Origin of the sequence: Burkholderia sp. WP42 (assembly GCF_000745665.1) — a bacterium.
Lineage (GTDB): Bacteria > Pseudomonadota > Gammaproteobacteria > Burkholderiales > Burkholderiaceae > Burkholderia > Burkholderia vietnamiensis.
Window position 1 is genome coordinate 55,477 of record NZ_JQJT01000023.1, and the last position, 15,015, is coordinate 70,491.

A 15,015-nucleotide genomic window follows, 5' to 3' on the forward strand; every position below is an offset into this window, starting at 1 on the left:
GACGCGGCTACAATATCGCCCATGTCAGATCCCCGCTTCGTCCATCTCCGCGTTCACTCCGAATTCTCGATTGCCGACGGCATCGTGCGTCTCGACGACATCGTCAAGGCCGCTGCCGCCGACGGTCAGGGTGCGCTCGCCCTCACCGATCTCGGCAACGCGTTCGGCCTCGTCCGTTTCTACCAGGAAGCCCGTGGCAAGGGCATCAAGCCGATTGCCGGCTGCGACGTCTGGATCACGAATCCGGACGATCGCGACAAACCGTCGCGCCTGCTGCTGCTGGTGAAGGACAAGGCCGGTTATCTGAATCTGTGCGAGCTGCTGTCGAAGGCGTGGCTCACGAACCAGTACCGCGGCCGGGCGGAACTCGACGCGAGCTGGCTCGACGGCGAGTTGTCGCAAGGGTTGCTCGCGCTGTCGGGCGCGCAGCAAGGCGATATCGGGCTCGCGCTGGCGGCCGGTAACGAGGAAGCTGCGCGCCGTCACGCGCAGCGCTGGGCCGAGGTGTTTCCCGGCGGCTTCTACATCGAGTTGCAGCGTTACGGCCAGCCGGGCGCCGAGGCGTACATCCAGCAGGCGGCGACGCTCGCCGCGTCGCTGAAGCTGCCGGTCGTCGCGACGCATCCGATGCAGTTCATGACCGAGGACGATTTCACCGCGCACGAGGCGCGCGTGTGTATCTCCGAAGGCGACATGCTCGCGAATCCGCGGCGCCAGAAGCGCTTCACGACCGCTCAGTACTTCCGCACGCAGGACGACATGGTCGCGCTGTTCGCGGATATTCCGTCGGCGGTCGCGAACACGGTGGAAATCGCGAAGCGCTGCAACCTGAAGCTCGAGCTCGGCAAGCCGAAGCTGCCGCTGTTCCCGACGCCGGACGGCATGTCGCTCGACGATTACCTGGTCCAGCTGTCGAAGGAGGGGCTCGAGAAGCGCCTCGAGCAGCTGTACCCGGATGCCGCCGAGCGCGATGCGCAGCGCGACACCTACTACAAGCGGCTCGAATTCGAGTGCGGGACCATCACGAAGATGGGCTTCCCCGGCTACTTCCTGATCGTGGCCGACTTCATCAACTGGGCGAAGAACAACGGCGTGCCGGTCGGCCCGGGCCGCGGCTCGGGCGCCGGCTCGCTGGTCGCGTACGCGCTCGGCATCACCGATCTGGATCCGCTGCGCTACAACCTGCTGTTCGAGCGATTCCTGAATCCGGAACGCGTGTCGATGCCCGACTTCGACATCGACTTCTGTCAGCACGGCCGCGATCGCGTGATCCAGTACGTGAAGGAGAAATACGGTGCGGACGCCGTGTCGCAGATCGCCACGTTCGGCACGATGGCCGCGAAGGCGGCCGTGCGCGACATCGGCCGCGTGCTCGATCTCGGCTACATGTTCACCGACGGCGTTGCGAAGCTGATCCCGTTCAAGCCGGGCAAGCACGTGACGATCGCCGACGCGATGAAGGAAGAGCCGCAGCTGCAGGAGCGCTACGACAACGAGGACGAGGTGCATCAGCTGCTCGATCTCGCGCAGCGCGTCGAGGGCCTCACGCGTAACGTCGGCATGCACGCGGGCGGCGTGCTGATCGCGCCGGGCAAGCTGACCGATTTCTGTCCGTTGTACACGCAGGGCGACGACGCCGGCGTCGTCAGCCAGTACGACAAGGACGACGTCGAAGCCGTCGGCCTCGTGAAGTTCGACTTTCTGGGCCTCACGACGCTGACGATCCTCGACTGGGCCGAGCGCTACATCCGTCGCCTCGACCCGACCAAGGCCGACTGGTCGCTCGCGCAGGTGCCGCTCGACGATCCGGCGTCGTTCCAGCTCCTCAAGAAGGCCAACACGGTCGCGGTGTTCCAGCTGGAAAGCCGCGGCATGCAGGGCATGCTGAAGGACGCGCAGCCCGACCGCTTCGAAGACATCATCGCGCTCGTGTCGTTGTACCGTCCGGGGCCGATGGACCTGATCCCGAGCTTCTGCGCCCGCAAGCACGGGCGCGAGAAGGTCGACTATCCGGATCCGCGCGTCGAACCCGTCCTGAAAGAGACCTACGGGATCATGGTCTATCAGGAGCAGGTGATGCAGATGGCGCAGATCATCGGCGGCTACTCGCTCGGCGGCGCGGACTTGCTGCGTCGCGCGATGGGCAAGAAGAAGCCCGAGGAGATGGCCAAGCACCGCGAGATCTTCGCCGAAGGTGCGGCGAAGAACGGCCTCACGCGCGAGAAGTCCGACGAGATCTTCGACTTGATGGAGAAGTTCGCGGGCTACGGCTTCAACAAGTCGCACGCGGCCGCGTACGCGCTGCTCGCTTATTACACCGCGTGGCTGAAGGCGCACCATCCGGCCGAATTCATGGCGGCCAACATGACGCTCGCGATGGACGACACCGACAAGGTGAAGATCCTGTTCGACGATTGCGTCACGAACAACCTCGTGGTGCTGCCGCCCGACATCAACCAGTCGCATTACCGCTTCGAGCCGGTTGCGCAGGCCGACGGCACGCGTTCGCGCACGATCCGCTACGGCCTCGGCGCGGTGAAGGGCAGCGGCCAGAACGCGATCGAGGAAATCCTGCGCGCGCGCGAGGAGAAGCCGTTTGCCGATCTGTTCGACTTCTGCGAGCGGGTCGACCGGCGCATCGTCAACCGTCGCACGGTCGAGGCGCTGATCCGCGCGGGCGCGTTCGATTCGCTGAACCCGAACCGCGCGCAGATGCTCGCGTCGGTTCCGCTTGCAATGGAGGCGGCCGAACAGGCCGCTGCGAACGCGATGCAGGCCGGCCTGTTCGACATGGGCGCCGAGTCGCCGCACGCGCATGCGCTCGTCGACGAACCGGCGTGGGACGACAAGCGCCGGCTGCAGGAAGAGAAGGGCGCGCTCGGCTTCTACCTGTCCGGCCACCTGTTCGACGCGTATCGCGACGAAGTGCGCCGGTTCGTGCGGCAGAAGGTGGGTGATTTGAAGGAAGGCCGCGACAAGCTCGTCGCGGGCATCATCGCTTCGCTGCGCACGCAGATGACGCAGCGCGGCAAGATGCTGATCGCGTTGCTCGACGATGGGTCGGGGCAGTGCGAAATCACGATCTTCAACGAGCAGTTCGAGGCGAACAAGGCGCTGTTCAAGGAAGACGAGCTGCTGATCGTGCAGGGGCAGGCACGTAACGACGCGTTCACCGGCGGCATCCGCTTCACGGCCGACACGGTGATGGATCTCGAACGCGCGCGCAGCCGCTATGCGCAGGCGGTGCGGCTGACGATGAACGGCAACGCCGATGCGGCGGTGCTGCGCCGCGTGCTCGAGCCGCACGTGTCGAAGGATGAACCGGGCGCCGCCAACGTGGTCGACGCCCCCGCGCCGCGCGGCGGCGGGCGCGACGGCGGCCGTCGCCCGCAGGCGCCGCTGCCGAACGGGCTCGCGGTGCAGATTCACTACAGCAACGCGCGCGCGCAGGGCGAAATGCGTCTGGGCGATGCGTGGCGCGTGAAGCCGAGCGACGCGTTGCTCGCGGAGCTGCGCGCGACGTTCGGCGGCAGCGTCGTCGAAATCACGTACTGAACGCCTTGTTGCCGGCTTGATCGCCTGCGGCCCGCTGCATCGCGATCGCGCGGTGCAGCGGGCCGTTTTGTTCGGGGCAGGGATTGGGGCCGTCATCCGGACGCTATACAATCGGTCGCTCGCCACCCAGCGGCGGCGCCGCGAGCCTTTGCGCCGCGCCAGGGGCAGCAGGTAGGGCGGGGGCTTCCTCCGGCCGTAACGATAAAAAAACGACAGCTACATTACATCGATGGCCAACGGTAAGCCGAGGGGCCGGATCCTCGTGATCCGGATTGATTTTCTGGGCGACATGCTTTGCACGACCGCATTTCTGAGTGCCTTGAAGCAGCGCTGGCCCGAAGCGGAACTGCACGTGGTCGCGAACCGCTACAACGCGGCAGTCCTCGCCGGCAACCCGCATGTGCATACCGTCCATACCTACGTGTATAGCCGGCAATGCGAGCGCAACGATCGTCCTGGGCGCATGCGCGCGTTCGTCGACCGGCTGCGGCTCGTGCGCCGGCTGCGCCGCTTGCGGTTCGACCTCGTCGTCGTGCCCAATGGCGGCATGCACCGCAGCAGCATCCAGTTCGCGCGCCAGCTCGGCGCCAAGGACTGCCGCTGGCACGATGCGGACTCCGAATTCGACGATCGCAAGCCCGATCATGTCGCGACACGGCCGATCGCCCATGAGGCACTGTCGGGCTTCCGGCTCGTGCCGGAACTCGGCCATACCAACCTCGACGGTCTCGCGCTGTCCGTTTATCCGGATCGTGCGCTGCAAGACACCTGGCATCGACTGCTCGGGCCGCGCGGCAAGCCGCGCGTCGGGCTGTTCGTGTCGAACAAGGCGGCGGAGCGCCGCTGGCCGGCCGACCGCTGGTGCGAGCTGGCGCGGCGGCTCGGCGCGATTGCCGATGTGATCGTGTTCCGCGATCCGGTCGTGTCGGCCGCCCACGATGCCGATGCGCACGCGTGGCGAGACGTGGACGCGCGGCACGTCGCGCCGCCGTCGGTCGCGGAGATGATGGCGGCGGCGAGCCTGCTCGACGTGATCGTGTCGGCCGACAGCGCACCGGTGCATCTGGCGTCGGCGCTCGGTGTGCCGGTCGCCGCGCTGTTCGAGGACCGTCCGGAGAAGTATCTGCGCTGGCATCCGGTCGGCGTGCCGCACATGATTCTGCGGGCCGGTGCGACGGTGGAAGCGATCGGCGTCGACGCGCTGGAGCGTGCGGTGCGCCATCTGTTGACGCAGCCCGTGCAGATTGATGCAGCGCCGGAGCGTGCGCTGCCGCCGGGTGGCGCCGCGGCTGAGTTTGCCCGCGCCTCGGCTTCGTAATTCGCGGTGCGCCAGCGTTGCGTCGCTGCGGGTGCCGCGTTTGCTGGCCGGTGCGGCGCATCGCGCTGCTTGCCGCACTCGGAACACCTTGGGCGGCTTGTGAAGCTTCGATGAGGCATGGCGTGGATGCGCCGGGTCGCGAGCCCCAAGCCCCAAGCCCCAAGCCCGCACCGTGCCCAGATGTGATCGCCGTCCATCGCCAGTACGCCACGCCTGCCGCCGCAAAATCCTGTACATTGCGAGCCTTGTTCAGCCAGCTAGCCGGATCCATCGCCGTGGCCCTGTTTTCCTCCGCCCGCCCGCCCAGAACCATTCTCGTTGCCGCACCGCGCCGGATCGGCGACGTGCTGCTGACGACGCCGCTCGTGCGTTCGCTGAAGGCGCGCTGGCCCGAGGCGCAAATCGACATGCTGGTGTTTCGCGGCACCGAAGGCGTGCTGGAGCACAACCCGGACGTGCGGCGTGTGATCGTCGTCGCCCAGCGCGCGCGGTTCAGCGAGCGGCTGCGCGACGCGCTGTCGATCTGGCGCCGCTACGATCTCGCCTGCGCGGCACTGAGTTCGGACCGCCCGCGCTTCTACAGCTGGTTTGCCGGCCGCAAGCGCGTTGGCCTCGTCGACCCGAATCGCGTCACGTGGCTCACGCGGATGATGCTCGACGGAATCGCGATCAATCACCACGAATCCGCGCACACGGTCGTCAGCACGCTCGCGCTCGCGCCGGTGATCGGCATCGAGCCGGTGTCGGAGGTCGTTGCGCCCGGAATCGGCGACGACCCGGCGCGGCGCGCGCGCTTCGATGCATGGCTCGCGGAATCGCCGGCGATTCGCGACGGCAAGCCGCTCGTCGTGCTGCATCCGTATCCGATGTTCCGCTACAAACAATGGCGGCTCGACGGCTGGGTCGAGATGATCGACTGGCTGCGCGGGCAGGGATTTGCGGTCGCGCTGTCGGGCGGCCCGGCCGATCGCGAGCGCGAATATGCGGAGCAGGTCGCGGCCGAGGCGGGCGGTGACGTGCTGAATCTGGTCGGCCGCCTCACGTTCGGCGAGAGCGCGGAGCTGGTGCGGCGCGCGCGTCTGTTCATCGGGCCCGATACCGGCGCGACGCACGTCGCGGCCGCGACGGGAACCGACACGATCGCGCTGTTCGGCCCGTCCGATCCGGTGCGCTGGGGGCCGTGGCCGCAGCACTGGCCGCCGACCGAAAATCCGTGGGCGTTGCGCGGCTCAGGCCGGCACGGCAACGTGTGGCTGCTGCAGGGCGAAGGTGATTGCGTGCCGTGCCGGCACGAGGGCTGCGAGCGTCACGTCGACAGCCGCAGCGACTGTCTCGCGAATCTCGGCGCGCAGCGCGTGAAGGCCGCGGCGGCCGAGATGCTCGGGCTGAATCCGCCGGACCCGGCGGGTGTGATCATCGATACGTCGCGGCTCGATCGGGCGCGTCGGGACTGACGCGTACCAGCCGCACGGTTTACAGAGCTGAATACGGGCGGCGACGCACGCGTGCCGCCGTACACGAGACGGTGCGGCAGGCGACTCTGTGACCGCCAGTCGCCAGTCGCCAGTCGCCAGTCGCCAGTCGCCAACCGCCAGCCTCAGGCGCTGCGCCGCAGCGCCGCCGTCTCGCGCGGCAGCGTGTCGCTGCGCGCCGCGCCGCAGCCGAGCAGGATGCCGGCGAGCAGCACGAGCAGATGCCCTTCGGCGAAATCGAGCAGCAGCGAGTTCGCGAGACTGCCGATCGTGAAAATCGCGAGCCACGCGAGCAGCAGATGCTTCGAGCGCGGATCCAGCCCACGGCTGCCGCGCGCGATCTGCACGATCAGGTTCACGAACAGCAGCACGCCGATCGTGCCGAGCTGCACGGCCATCAACAGGTACTCGTTGTGCGGATTCGACGTGAGCTGGCCTTCGGCGGCCGTTTTGCCGGCCGCGAGCTTCTGGAATTCGAACTCGAGGCCGCCGGCGCCGTAACCGATCACCGGACGCATCCGATACAGCTCGAGGCCCTTCTTGTACCACTCGAGACGCAGCCCCGTCGACGTCACGGCGTCGGTCTGCCGGTACTGCTGCACTTCGGAGACGACCTTCGTGAGCCGGCCGTTGTGCACGGTACAAGCAGCGGCGACGAGCGCGGCGCCCGCCAGCACCAGCGCGCCCGCGGCGAGGCTGGCGCGCAGCGGCGACTGGCGGCGCAACACCAGCACGAACCGCACGGCCACGACGAGGATCAGCAGCAGCGCGATCACCTGCCCGGTGCGGCCCTGAAGCATCACGAAGACGTTGATCAGCGACCACGCGGCCACGCCGGCGTACGCGGCGCGCGCGAGCGCGCTGCGCGCCGACAGCGCGAGGTCGGCGGCCTGGTAGAACAGCAGCGCGCCGAACATCCCGGCCGCGATGTGGTTCTTGAACACCCACGCGCGCGACAGCGGCAGCTCGGTCGAATGCGCGGGCCCGATCGAAGTCAGCCCGAGATAGTTGGTCGTCGACAGCACCAGGATCACGCACAGCGTGCCGAACCACGCACGGCGCACGATCGGCGCCCAGTTCGAGTGGCGGAACGCGAGCGCGGCAAACGGCAGCAACAGCAGCTTGTCGTACTTCGCGACCCAGTTCCATGCCTTTGGGTGCGGCGCGACCGTGTACGTGATGCTCGCGGCGAGCGCCGCAAGAATCAGCAGCGCCGCGAGCGACGCCGGCTCGGTGACGAACGAGCGCAGCTCGCGCCAGAATTCAGGAGAGATGACGAGCGCGGCAGCGAACAGTCCGCAGAACACGTTGGTCAGCGCGGTCGACACGGGCACCATGCAGAGCGCGATGACGGCGAAGGCGCGGGCGGCGGTGAGGCGCCGCGTGGCGGAGGCGGAAAACGAAAGCATCGGAACCTGTCGAATGAACGAATGCGGCGTGCAGGCGTCGCGCTGTTGCCGCGCGCTACGCCGGCGCCCGGGGGCGAAGCGCGCAGTATACGCGAAGCCGCCCGGGCCTCAGCATCGTTGCCGGGGCCGACTCAGCTGAACGCGCGCTTGATCCGCGAGCGCAGCAGCGCACGCTTGAGCCGCCCTTCGACGGCCGGCGTGTCGAGGGCGACGCGCGAGCCGGCGGCTTCGCCGCGATGCAGGTAATAGCGGTCGAAGGTTGCCTGCGTCATGCCCCATTTGTTCAGGAACTGACGGCGCCCGTCGTTCTTGACGATCTTGCCGGTGCTCTTCTGCTGGAAGTGATAGACGAGGCTGTCGCCGACGCCCAGGAAGATCCGGCAGCCGGCATCCCAGAATTTCATCGAGAAGTCGTTGTCGCTGCTCATCCCGGGCGACAGCTCGCTGCTGTAGCCGCCGATGCGGTGCCACCAGTCGCGGTGCACGAGCGTCGGCGGCCACGTCGAGCCGAGCCAGTCGGCGCGGGCGAGTCGCGGCGCGGCCGCGATCAGCCCCGCCGCGTCGAAATGTTCGGCATCCCGGCCGAAATTGCTGACGACGACGCACGGATTGCGCGTGTCGACCGGCTCGACCATCGTGCCGGACAGCATGAACAGATCGGTCGGCATCTGCTCGATGCGGCGCACGAGCGCGGCGTCCCAGCCGGGGCAGCAGTACATGTCGTCGTTCATGTAGACGACGTAGTCGCGCGTCGCGCGCGCGGCGGCGAGGTTCACCGCGTGGCAGATGCCGATGTTGGCCGGCGACGCGGTGTGCTCGATGCCTTCGCTGCGCACCCAGTCGAGCGTGCCGTCCGAGCCGTCGTTCACGTGCACGATGATCTGGTGGTCGAACGCGGAATGGCGGCGCAGGCTGTCGACGACGAGCTTGAGGTACGGCAGGTTGTTCCAGGTCGGAATGATGATGGAGAACATGGCAGGTCGAGTCGGTGGTCGTCGTGTCGGCGGCGCGGGGCAGGGCTCGCGCCGCGCGGGCAGCCCGGCATTGTAACGCCGGGCCGGCCCGATTCCCGCACGCCGGCTCCCGCGGATGTCCGGCATGCGGCGGCGCTCAGCGCGCCGCTTCGTGGCCGAGCTTCAGGAACCGGTAGTACACCGTTTCCGCGTTGAAGACGGCGATCATGAAGCCCGCCCGGCCGTCGAGGAAGCCGCGCCGCAGCACGTAGGTGCGCACGAACGCCCATGCGCCGCGCGCAAGCGCCTTGCCGAAGCCGCCGCGCTGGCCGGCCGCGCGGCGCTGACGCGCACCCGCGGTCGAATAGGCATCGAGCTTGCGCACGACCGTTTCGAAATCCTCGTACGAATAGTGCATCAGCTTGCCGGCCAGTCGCTGCGCGGGCGTGTCGAACACGAGCCGTTCGTGCACCAGATCGTCGGAAAAGCGCGCCGTGCCGCGCCGGAACAGCCGCGGCACCCAGTCCGGATACCAGCCGCTGTGGCGGATCCACTGGCCGCAGAAGCTCGACAGCCGGTCGAGCGCGTAGACCTGGGCGGCTGGCGCGCGGATCGCCGCGCGGATCGATTCGGCGAGTTCGGGGCTCACCACCTCGTCGGTGTCGAGCGACAGGATCCAGTCGGTGTCGAGCGCATCGAGCGCGCGGTTCTTCTGCGGACCGAAGCCCGGCCAGTCGCGCTCGACGATCACGCGCGCGCCGTGCGCGCGGGCGATCGCGACGGTATCGTCGGTGCTGCCGCCGTCGATCACGACGATGTCGTCGGCGAAGGTCAACGCGTCGAGGCATTGCGCGAGCCGCGCGGCCGCGTTGAGGGCGATGAGAGCGACGCCGAGGGTGGGTTCTGCCATGAAATCGTCGAAAGGGCGGAGAAAACGGTGAGCGGGAGTATACCCGCGCGTCGGCAGCGGCCGTGCCCGCAGGGGCGGTGCAGCTATAATGTTGGGCCTTTTTCGGCACCCGCCGGACGAGGCGAATCCCTGGCGCCGACGCGCCGGGCGCCGCGTCGCGGCTCAAGAAGGATTGCCTTGGAAACCCAGAACACTCTTCGCAAACCGATGGACGGCACCAGCACGTCGCCGGTCACGGTCCTCAAGCGCCTGTGGCCGTACATCCGGCCGTTGATCGGCATCGTGGTGCTCGCCGTGATGACGATGGGCGTCGTCGCCGCCACCGAGGCCGGCATTCCGGCGCTGCTCAAGCCGCTGCTCGACCACGGGTTCGGTTCGCACGGCAGCGATCGCGCGAAATGGTACGTGCCGATCGCGGTGATCGGGCTCGCGCTCGTGCGCGGCGTGTCGCAGTACGCGTCCAATTACCTGCTCAACTACGTATCGAACCGCATCCTGCTGCAGCTGCGGCTCGAGATGTTCCAGCGGATGATCCACACGGGCGCGTCGTTCTTCCAGCGCGAGACCGCGAGCACCGTGATCAACGCGATCGTGTTCGAGGTCAACCAGATCCTGTCGGTGCTGACCGGCGTGATGGTCACGCTCGTGCGCGATTCGCTGACCGTCGTGTTCCTGCTCGGCTACCTGTTCATCCTGAACTGGCGGCTCACGCTGATCGTCGCGGTGATCCTGCCGGGCATCGGCTGGCTGGTCAGCAAGATCAATCGCCGCCTGCGCCGCCTGAACCGCGAGCACCAGACGCTGACCAACGAGCTGTCGTACATCGTCGAGGAGACGGTCGGCGGGTACAAGGTCGTCAAGGTGCACAACGGCGAAGCGTACGAACTCGACCGCTTCACCTCGATGAGCAAGCGCCTGCGCGGCTATGCGATGCGCATGACGATCTCCGGCGGCCTCGCGCAGCCGCTCACGCAATTCCTCGCGTCGATCGCGCTCGCGGTGGTGATCACGATCGCGGTCGTGCAGTCGACGAACGACCAGACGACGGTCGGCGGCTTCGTCGCGTTCGTCACGTCGATGCTGCTGGTGATTTCGCCGCTCAAGCATCTGATCGACGTGAACCAGCCGCTGCAGCGCGGCATGACCGCCGCCGAGCTGATCTTCGGGCTGATCGACGAGCCGGCCGAGCCGCAGGGCGGCGGCCGCGAGCTGCCGCATGCGCGCGGCGAGATCGAGTTCCGCGACGTGTCGTTCGACTACGGCGCGGCCGAGCGGCCGACGCTCGACCGCATATCGTTCAAGGTCGCGCCGGGCGAGATGATCGCGCTCGCGGGGCCGTCCGGCAGCGGCAAGACGACGCTCGTGAACCTGCTGCCGCGCTTCTTCGATCCGACCGGCGGCACGATCCTGGTCGACGGCGTGCCGGTCCGCGACTTCGACATCCACGCGCTGCGCGGGCAGATGGCGATGGTCAGCCAGGACGTGGTGCTGTTCAACGACACGATCGCCGCGAACGTCGCGTACGGGCAGACGCCGGACCGCGCGCGCGTCCAGGCCGCGCTCGAAGCCGCGAACCTCGCCGACGCGGTCGCCGCGATGCCGGACGGGCTCGACACGCTGGTCGGCGGCAACGGCATGCGCCTGTCGGGCGGCCAGCGGCAGCGGCTCGCGATCGCGCGCGCGATCTACAAGGACGCGCCGATCCTGATCCTCGACGAGGCGACCTCCGCGCTCGACTCCGAATCCGAACGTCACGTGCAGGCCGCGCTCGAACGGCTGATGGAAGGGCGCACGACGCTCGTGATTGCACACCGGCTGTCGACCATCGAGCGCGCGGACCGCATCCTCGTGCTCGAGGCCGGCAAGATCGTCGAGTCCGGCAGCCACGACGAATTGCTGCGTCACGGCGGGCTCTACGCGCATCTGCATCGAATCCAGTATCAGCAGCAGGCGGCCTGACGTTCGACACATGCCCCGTGCGCCCCGCGTGCCATGTGCTAGCCTTGATCGTGCAGGTCCGGTTGTTTCCTGTTCGGCATGACGACACGGAGGGAAGAACGATGACGAAGATGCACGGGATAATGCTGGCCGCGCTGGTCGCGGCAGGTTTCGCGGCGCCGGCCGCGATGGCGCAAGGTCACGGCAACCAGGGCAACTACGGCGATCACGGCGGCCCCGGCATGCACCGCGGCCACGGCCCGAAGCACATGCCGCCCGGTCAGGCGATGCATCGCGACGACGACGTACCGCCGCGCTGGGCCGATCAGCCTCGCCGCGACTGGCACCGGGGCGACCGGCTGCCGCCCGAATTCCGCGATCGCCAGTACGTCGTCGACGATTGGCGCGGCTACCATCTGAGCGCGCCCCCGCGCGGCTATCAGTGGGTCGGCGTCGGCGGCGATTATCTGCTCGTGCAGATCGGCTCGGGCATCGTGTTGCGGGTCGGCCCCTAACCGTTTCGCGCGATCGCTGCCGCACCAGGCTGCCGGGGCCGGCGCCCCGGCGATCGCCTCGCGTGCGGCCGGACCTAGCCCGCGGCGCGGCGAAACCAGCGTCGCTCGATCAGCGACATCGCCCAGCACACGCCCAGCGCGCACACGGTGCCCAGCGCCACTTCGCCGAGCCGCATCAGCGGAATGTCCCACAGCGGGCCGTTGCCCGGAAACAGCAGCACGATCGTCGCGGTCACGCCGCCGAGCCGCGCGGCGCTGCCCACGTTCAGACACCAGCACACGACGATCGCGACGGCGACCGTGATCGCGTACGCGAGCAGCCGGTCGCCGCCGAGCGCCGCGCCCGCGAAGCCCGTCAGGCCGCCGATCATCGCGCCGACGAACTGGTCGCGCGACAGCGACATCGTGTCCGAATAGTTGTGCTGCGTGACGGCGATCGCCGTAATGGCGGCCCACACGGCCTGCTCGGTGTGCAGCGCGCGGCCGATCGCGAAGGCGAGGCACGCGCTGCAGACGGCCTGCAGCGCCATCAGCGCGCCTTGCGCGAGCCGTTCGCCGAAGGTCAGCCCCTTGAGCAGATCGAAGATCGACTGCTGGATCTGCCGGCGGGCTTCGTTGAATGTCCTGATCGTATTCATCTGGTCGGTCGGGGAAACAGCGGACAGCAGCGCGGCGTCAGTGCGCCTGTTCGGGCGACGCGGGCGCCGGCTCGCCGAGGTTCGCGTCGCCGTTTTCGACGCGCGTTTCCGGCATCGCGAGCCACACGAGCAGCACGGCCAGCGCGCCGGCCGCGGCCAGCCCGAAGAAGCTGACGGCGTTGCCGAAGTGATCGGCGACGTAGCCGGCCACTGCCGTGCTGAGCGTCGCGCCGATGCCGGCCGCGAGGCCGAACAACCCGATGCACAGGTTGTAGCGGCCCTTGCCGGCGGCGACGTCGGCCGCGATCAGCGGCAGCATCACGCCGAACACGGCCGCGCTGATGCCGTCGAGCATCTGCACCGGCACCAGCAGGTACGGGCTGCCCACGCCGGCAAACAGCAGCGCGCGCACCGGCAGCGCGGAGAAGCCGAGCAGCAGGATCGGCCGGCGGCCCCAGCGTTGCGCGGAGCGGCCGACCCACGGCGACAGCATCGCGACGATCGCCTGCGGCACGATGATGCACGCGGCGATCACGAGCTGCACGTTCTCGCCCATCCCGGCCGTGACTTCGCCGGCCGCCAGGTTCAGCATCGCCGCGTTCGACAGGTGGAACAGCACGACGCACGCCGCGAAGATCAGCATCCGGCGATCGCGCAGCAGCTCGAGCAGCGTCTCGCGATCCTCGCCTTCGTCGGCATCGTCGCGCTCGTCGGGCTTCGACGCATGCGGGATCACTTCGTGCGTCGGCTGGATCATCGCAAGCGCGAACAGCGCGGGCAACGCGAGCACCGCGGTCAGCCAGAACACCGCGCGCGCGGAGAAATACTCGCCGGTGAGGCCCATCAGGCCGGCGGCCACCGCGCTGCCGATCGAGGCCCAGCGCGCGTTGCGGCCGAGGCGGTCGCCGAGGTCGGCGCGGCCCACCAGCGAAAACGAAATTGCGGCCATCGCCGGCACCAGCATGCAGCTCGCGAAGCCGTGGAACACCTCGGCCGCGATCACCGGCACGATCGTCGGGCTCGACGCGAGCAGCACCGCGGACAGGATGATGGCCGCGATCGCCCATGCGGCCGCGCCTTTCTTGTTCTTCAGCGCGTCGACCGCGGCGCCGCCCGGCACCTGGCTGACCATCGCGCTGATCGTGCCGATCGACAGCACCATGCCGATCTCGCCCTGCGTCCACTTGTGCGACGCGAGGTAGGACGCGATGAACGGCCCGAATCCGGTTTGAACGTTTGCAACGAAGAAGTTGAGCCAGTCGAGCGCCCGGAGGCTGCGCACGCTGACGGCATGCTTGATCGTCATCGGGCAGCACTCGCAGGCGAAGCCGGCGCGGCGGCGGGCGGTGGCGATACCACGACGATCGGCTTGTCGGCCGCATAGGGCGGCGCCGCCTTGATCTGCGCGTCGTTCAGGTCGAGCTGCGGATGCAGCGCCTTGTCGCGCGTGACGAAGCGCAGCGCGCCCCAGCTGGCCACAATCGAGCGTCGCTCGGTATTGACGAGGCCGCCGAGGTCGAGCACGACGGCCTGCGGCTGCGCGCCGCGGTCGATCAGCACGTCGATGACGCGGCCGATCTTCGTGCCGTTCGGGCGTTCGACGTCGCTGTCGAGCATCGGCAGTCGCGTCGCCGGCGACGCCGCAGCCGAGCCCGACAGCGGCACGGCCTTGGGCCGTGCGGCGGCCGGCAGTTCGCCCGCCGGCACGTCGAGCACGATCGGCTCCTGCTTGCCGCCCGGCGTGAAGCGGAACACGCTCCACGGGAAGCTGACCTTGCGGTCGCCGATGCCCATGAAACCCTGCAGATTGACGATCATCTCGCGCGGCTTGCCGCTCGCGTCGACGACCATGTCGACCGCGCGGCCGACCACCTTGCCGTTGCGGCGGGCGACTTCGCTGTCGAGCAGCGCGTGGATCTGCGAGCGCTCGATCGGACGCGTTGCAACGAGCGGAGGCGGCGGTGGGGGCGGCGGCGTCGGCGATTCGGGGCGCTGCACGGGCTTCGGGCGCGTCACCTCGCGGTGCGGCTTTTTCGGCGCTTCCTGTCCTTCGGGCTGTACGAGCGGCGGGACGGGCGGCATCGTCAGGGGTTCGCCGGCGGTTTCGCCGATGGGCTCGACGAGCGCCTCGCTGATCGGCGCGGGCGGATTCTGCACGGGCAGCAGCCCGCAGCCGGACAGCAGTGCGGCGGCCGCGAGAGCGACCATGACCGTCGACGACGGGAACGACATGCGGGATGCGGGAAACGGAAGTCCGCCGCTCATTGACACTCACTCCATGGGTCGGGGGGCGGGCCGTCAGGCTCG

Annotated in this window: 11 protein-coding genes; 5 read left to right on the forward strand and 6 right to left on the reverse strand. The window is 68.6% G+C overall.

All coding sequences use genetic code 11. The annotated features are described in order from the left end of the window. Positions 1-21: 21 nt before the first annotated feature. The 3 genes from dnaE to EX20_RS15400 all read left to right on the forward strand — a co-directional run bounded on the left by dnaE (position 22) and on the right by EX20_RS15400 (position 6,327). Positions 22-3,555 (forward strand): DNA polymerase III subunit alpha, encoded by a 3,534-nt coding sequence (gene dnaE, locus EX20_RS15390; protein ID WP_034194040.1) that lies wholly within the window; start codon positions 22-24, stop codon positions 3,553-3,555. Positions 3,556-3,784: 229 nt separating this feature from the next. After that, positions 3,785-4,873, forward strand: coding sequence for a glycosyltransferase family 9 protein (locus EX20_RS15395; RefSeq protein ID WP_034194041.1), 1,089 nt, complete (start codon positions 3,785-3,787; stop codon positions 4,871-4,873). Between the two features lie 275 nt (positions 4,874-5,148). Next, a complete protein-coding gene (locus EX20_RS15400) occupies positions 5,149-6,327 on the forward strand; it encodes a glycosyltransferase family 9 protein (RefSeq protein WP_034194042.1) in 1,179 nt (392 codons plus the stop codon). Between the two features lie 143 nt (positions 6,328-6,470). Here EX20_RS15400 and EX20_RS15405 read toward each other — a convergent pair whose 3' ends face one another. The 3 genes from EX20_RS15405 to EX20_RS15415 form a co-directional block, all read right to left on the reverse strand. Beyond that, on the reverse strand, positions 6,471-7,754 hold the full coding sequence (locus EX20_RS15405) for an O-antigen ligase family protein (protein WP_011885595.1): 1,284 nt from the start codon (positions 7,752-7,754) through the stop codon (positions 6,471-6,473). Between the two features lie 131 nt (positions 7,755-7,885). Continuing rightward, positions 7,886-8,728, reverse strand: a complete 843-nt coding sequence (locus EX20_RS15410) for a glycosyltransferase family 2 protein (protein ID WP_034194043.1) — start codon at positions 8,726-8,728, stop codon at positions 7,886-7,888. A 136-nt stretch (positions 8,729-8,864) separates the two neighbouring features. Next, positions 8,865-9,617, reverse strand: a complete 753-nt coding sequence (locus EX20_RS15415) for a glycosyltransferase family 2 protein (RefSeq protein WP_034194044.1) — start codon at positions 9,615-9,617, stop codon at positions 8,865-8,867. 207 nt (positions 9,618-9,824) lie between these two features. Between EX20_RS15415 and msbA the strand changes: the two genes are divergently transcribed. Then, positions 9,825-11,576, forward strand: coding sequence for a lipid A export permease/ATP-binding protein MsbA (gene msbA / locus EX20_RS15420; protein WP_034194045.1), 1,752 nt, complete (start codon positions 9,825-9,827; stop codon positions 11,574-11,576). Between the two features lie 101 nt (positions 11,577-11,677). Continuing rightward, positions 11,678-12,070, forward strand: a complete 393-nt coding sequence (locus EX20_RS15425) for an RcnB family protein (RefSeq protein WP_034194046.1) — start codon at positions 11,678-11,680, stop codon at positions 12,068-12,070. 74 nt (positions 12,071-12,144) lie between these two features. Here EX20_RS15425 and EX20_RS15430 read toward each other — a convergent pair whose 3' ends face one another. From EX20_RS15430 to EX20_RS15440, 3 genes are read right to left on the reverse strand one after another with little or no spacing between them, the layout of a single operon-like run. Continuing rightward, complete coding sequence (locus EX20_RS15430; RefSeq protein WP_011885590.1) at positions 12,145-12,708, reverse strand: FUSC family protein; 564 nt, start codon at positions 12,706-12,708, stop codon at positions 12,145-12,147. A 37-nt stretch (positions 12,709-12,745) separates the two neighbouring features. Next, positions 12,746-14,014 (reverse strand): MFS transporter, encoded by a 1,269-nt coding sequence (locus tag EX20_RS15435; protein ID WP_034194047.1) that lies wholly within the window; start codon positions 14,012-14,014, stop codon positions 12,746-12,748. Next, positions 14,011-14,973: a PRC-barrel domain-containing protein gene (locus tag EX20_RS15440; protein ID WP_034194048.1), complete on the reverse strand. Its 963-nt coding sequence runs from the start codon at positions 14,971-14,973 to the stop codon at positions 14,011-14,013. Before EX20_RS15440 ends, EX20_RS15435 begins: the two co-directional genes overlap by 4 nt. Positions 14,974-15,015 lie beyond the last annotated feature (42 nt).

What these genes read in the sequence shown, in the direction of transcription:
- EX20_RS15410 (WP_034194043.1), bottom strand. Translation starts at nt 8,728, where the DNA reads ATGTTCTCCATCATCATTCCGACCTGGAACAACCTGCCGTACCTCAAG.
- EX20_RS15405 (WP_011885595.1), bottom strand. Translation starts at nt 7,754, where the DNA reads ATGCTTTCGTTTTCCGCCTCCGCCACGCGGCGCCTCACCGCCGCCCGC.
- EX20_RS15440 (WP_034194048.1), bottom strand. Translation starts at nt 14,973, where the DNA reads ATGAGCGGCGGACTTCCGTTTCCCGCATCCCGCATGTCGTTCCCGTCG.
- EX20_RS15435 (WP_034194047.1), bottom strand. Translation starts at nt 14,014, where the DNA reads ATGACGATCAAGCATGCCGTCAGCGTGCGCAGCCTCCGGGCGCTCGAC.
- EX20_RS15415 (WP_034194044.1), bottom strand. Translation starts at nt 9,617, where the DNA reads ATGGCAGAACCCACCCTCGGCGTCGCTCTCATCGCCCTCAACGCGGCC.
- EX20_RS15430 (WP_011885590.1), bottom strand. Translation starts at nt 12,708, where the DNA reads ATGAATACGATCAGGACATTCAACGAAGCCCGCCGGCAGATCCAGCAG.
- dnaE (WP_034194040.1), top strand. Translation starts at nt 22, where the DNA reads ATGTCAGATCCCCGCTTCGTCCATCTCCGCGTTCACTCCGAATTCTCG.
- EX20_RS15395 (WP_034194041.1), top strand. Translation starts at nt 3,785, where the DNA reads ATGGCCAACGGTAAGCCGAGGGGCCGGATCCTCGTGATCCGGATTGAT.
- msbA (WP_034194045.1), top strand. Translation starts at nt 9,825, where the DNA reads ATGGACGGCACCAGCACGTCGCCGGTCACGGTCCTCAAGCGCCTGTGG.
- EX20_RS15425 (WP_034194046.1), top strand. Translation starts at nt 11,678, where the DNA reads ATGACGAAGATGCACGGGATAATGCTGGCCGCGCTGGTCGCGGCAGGT.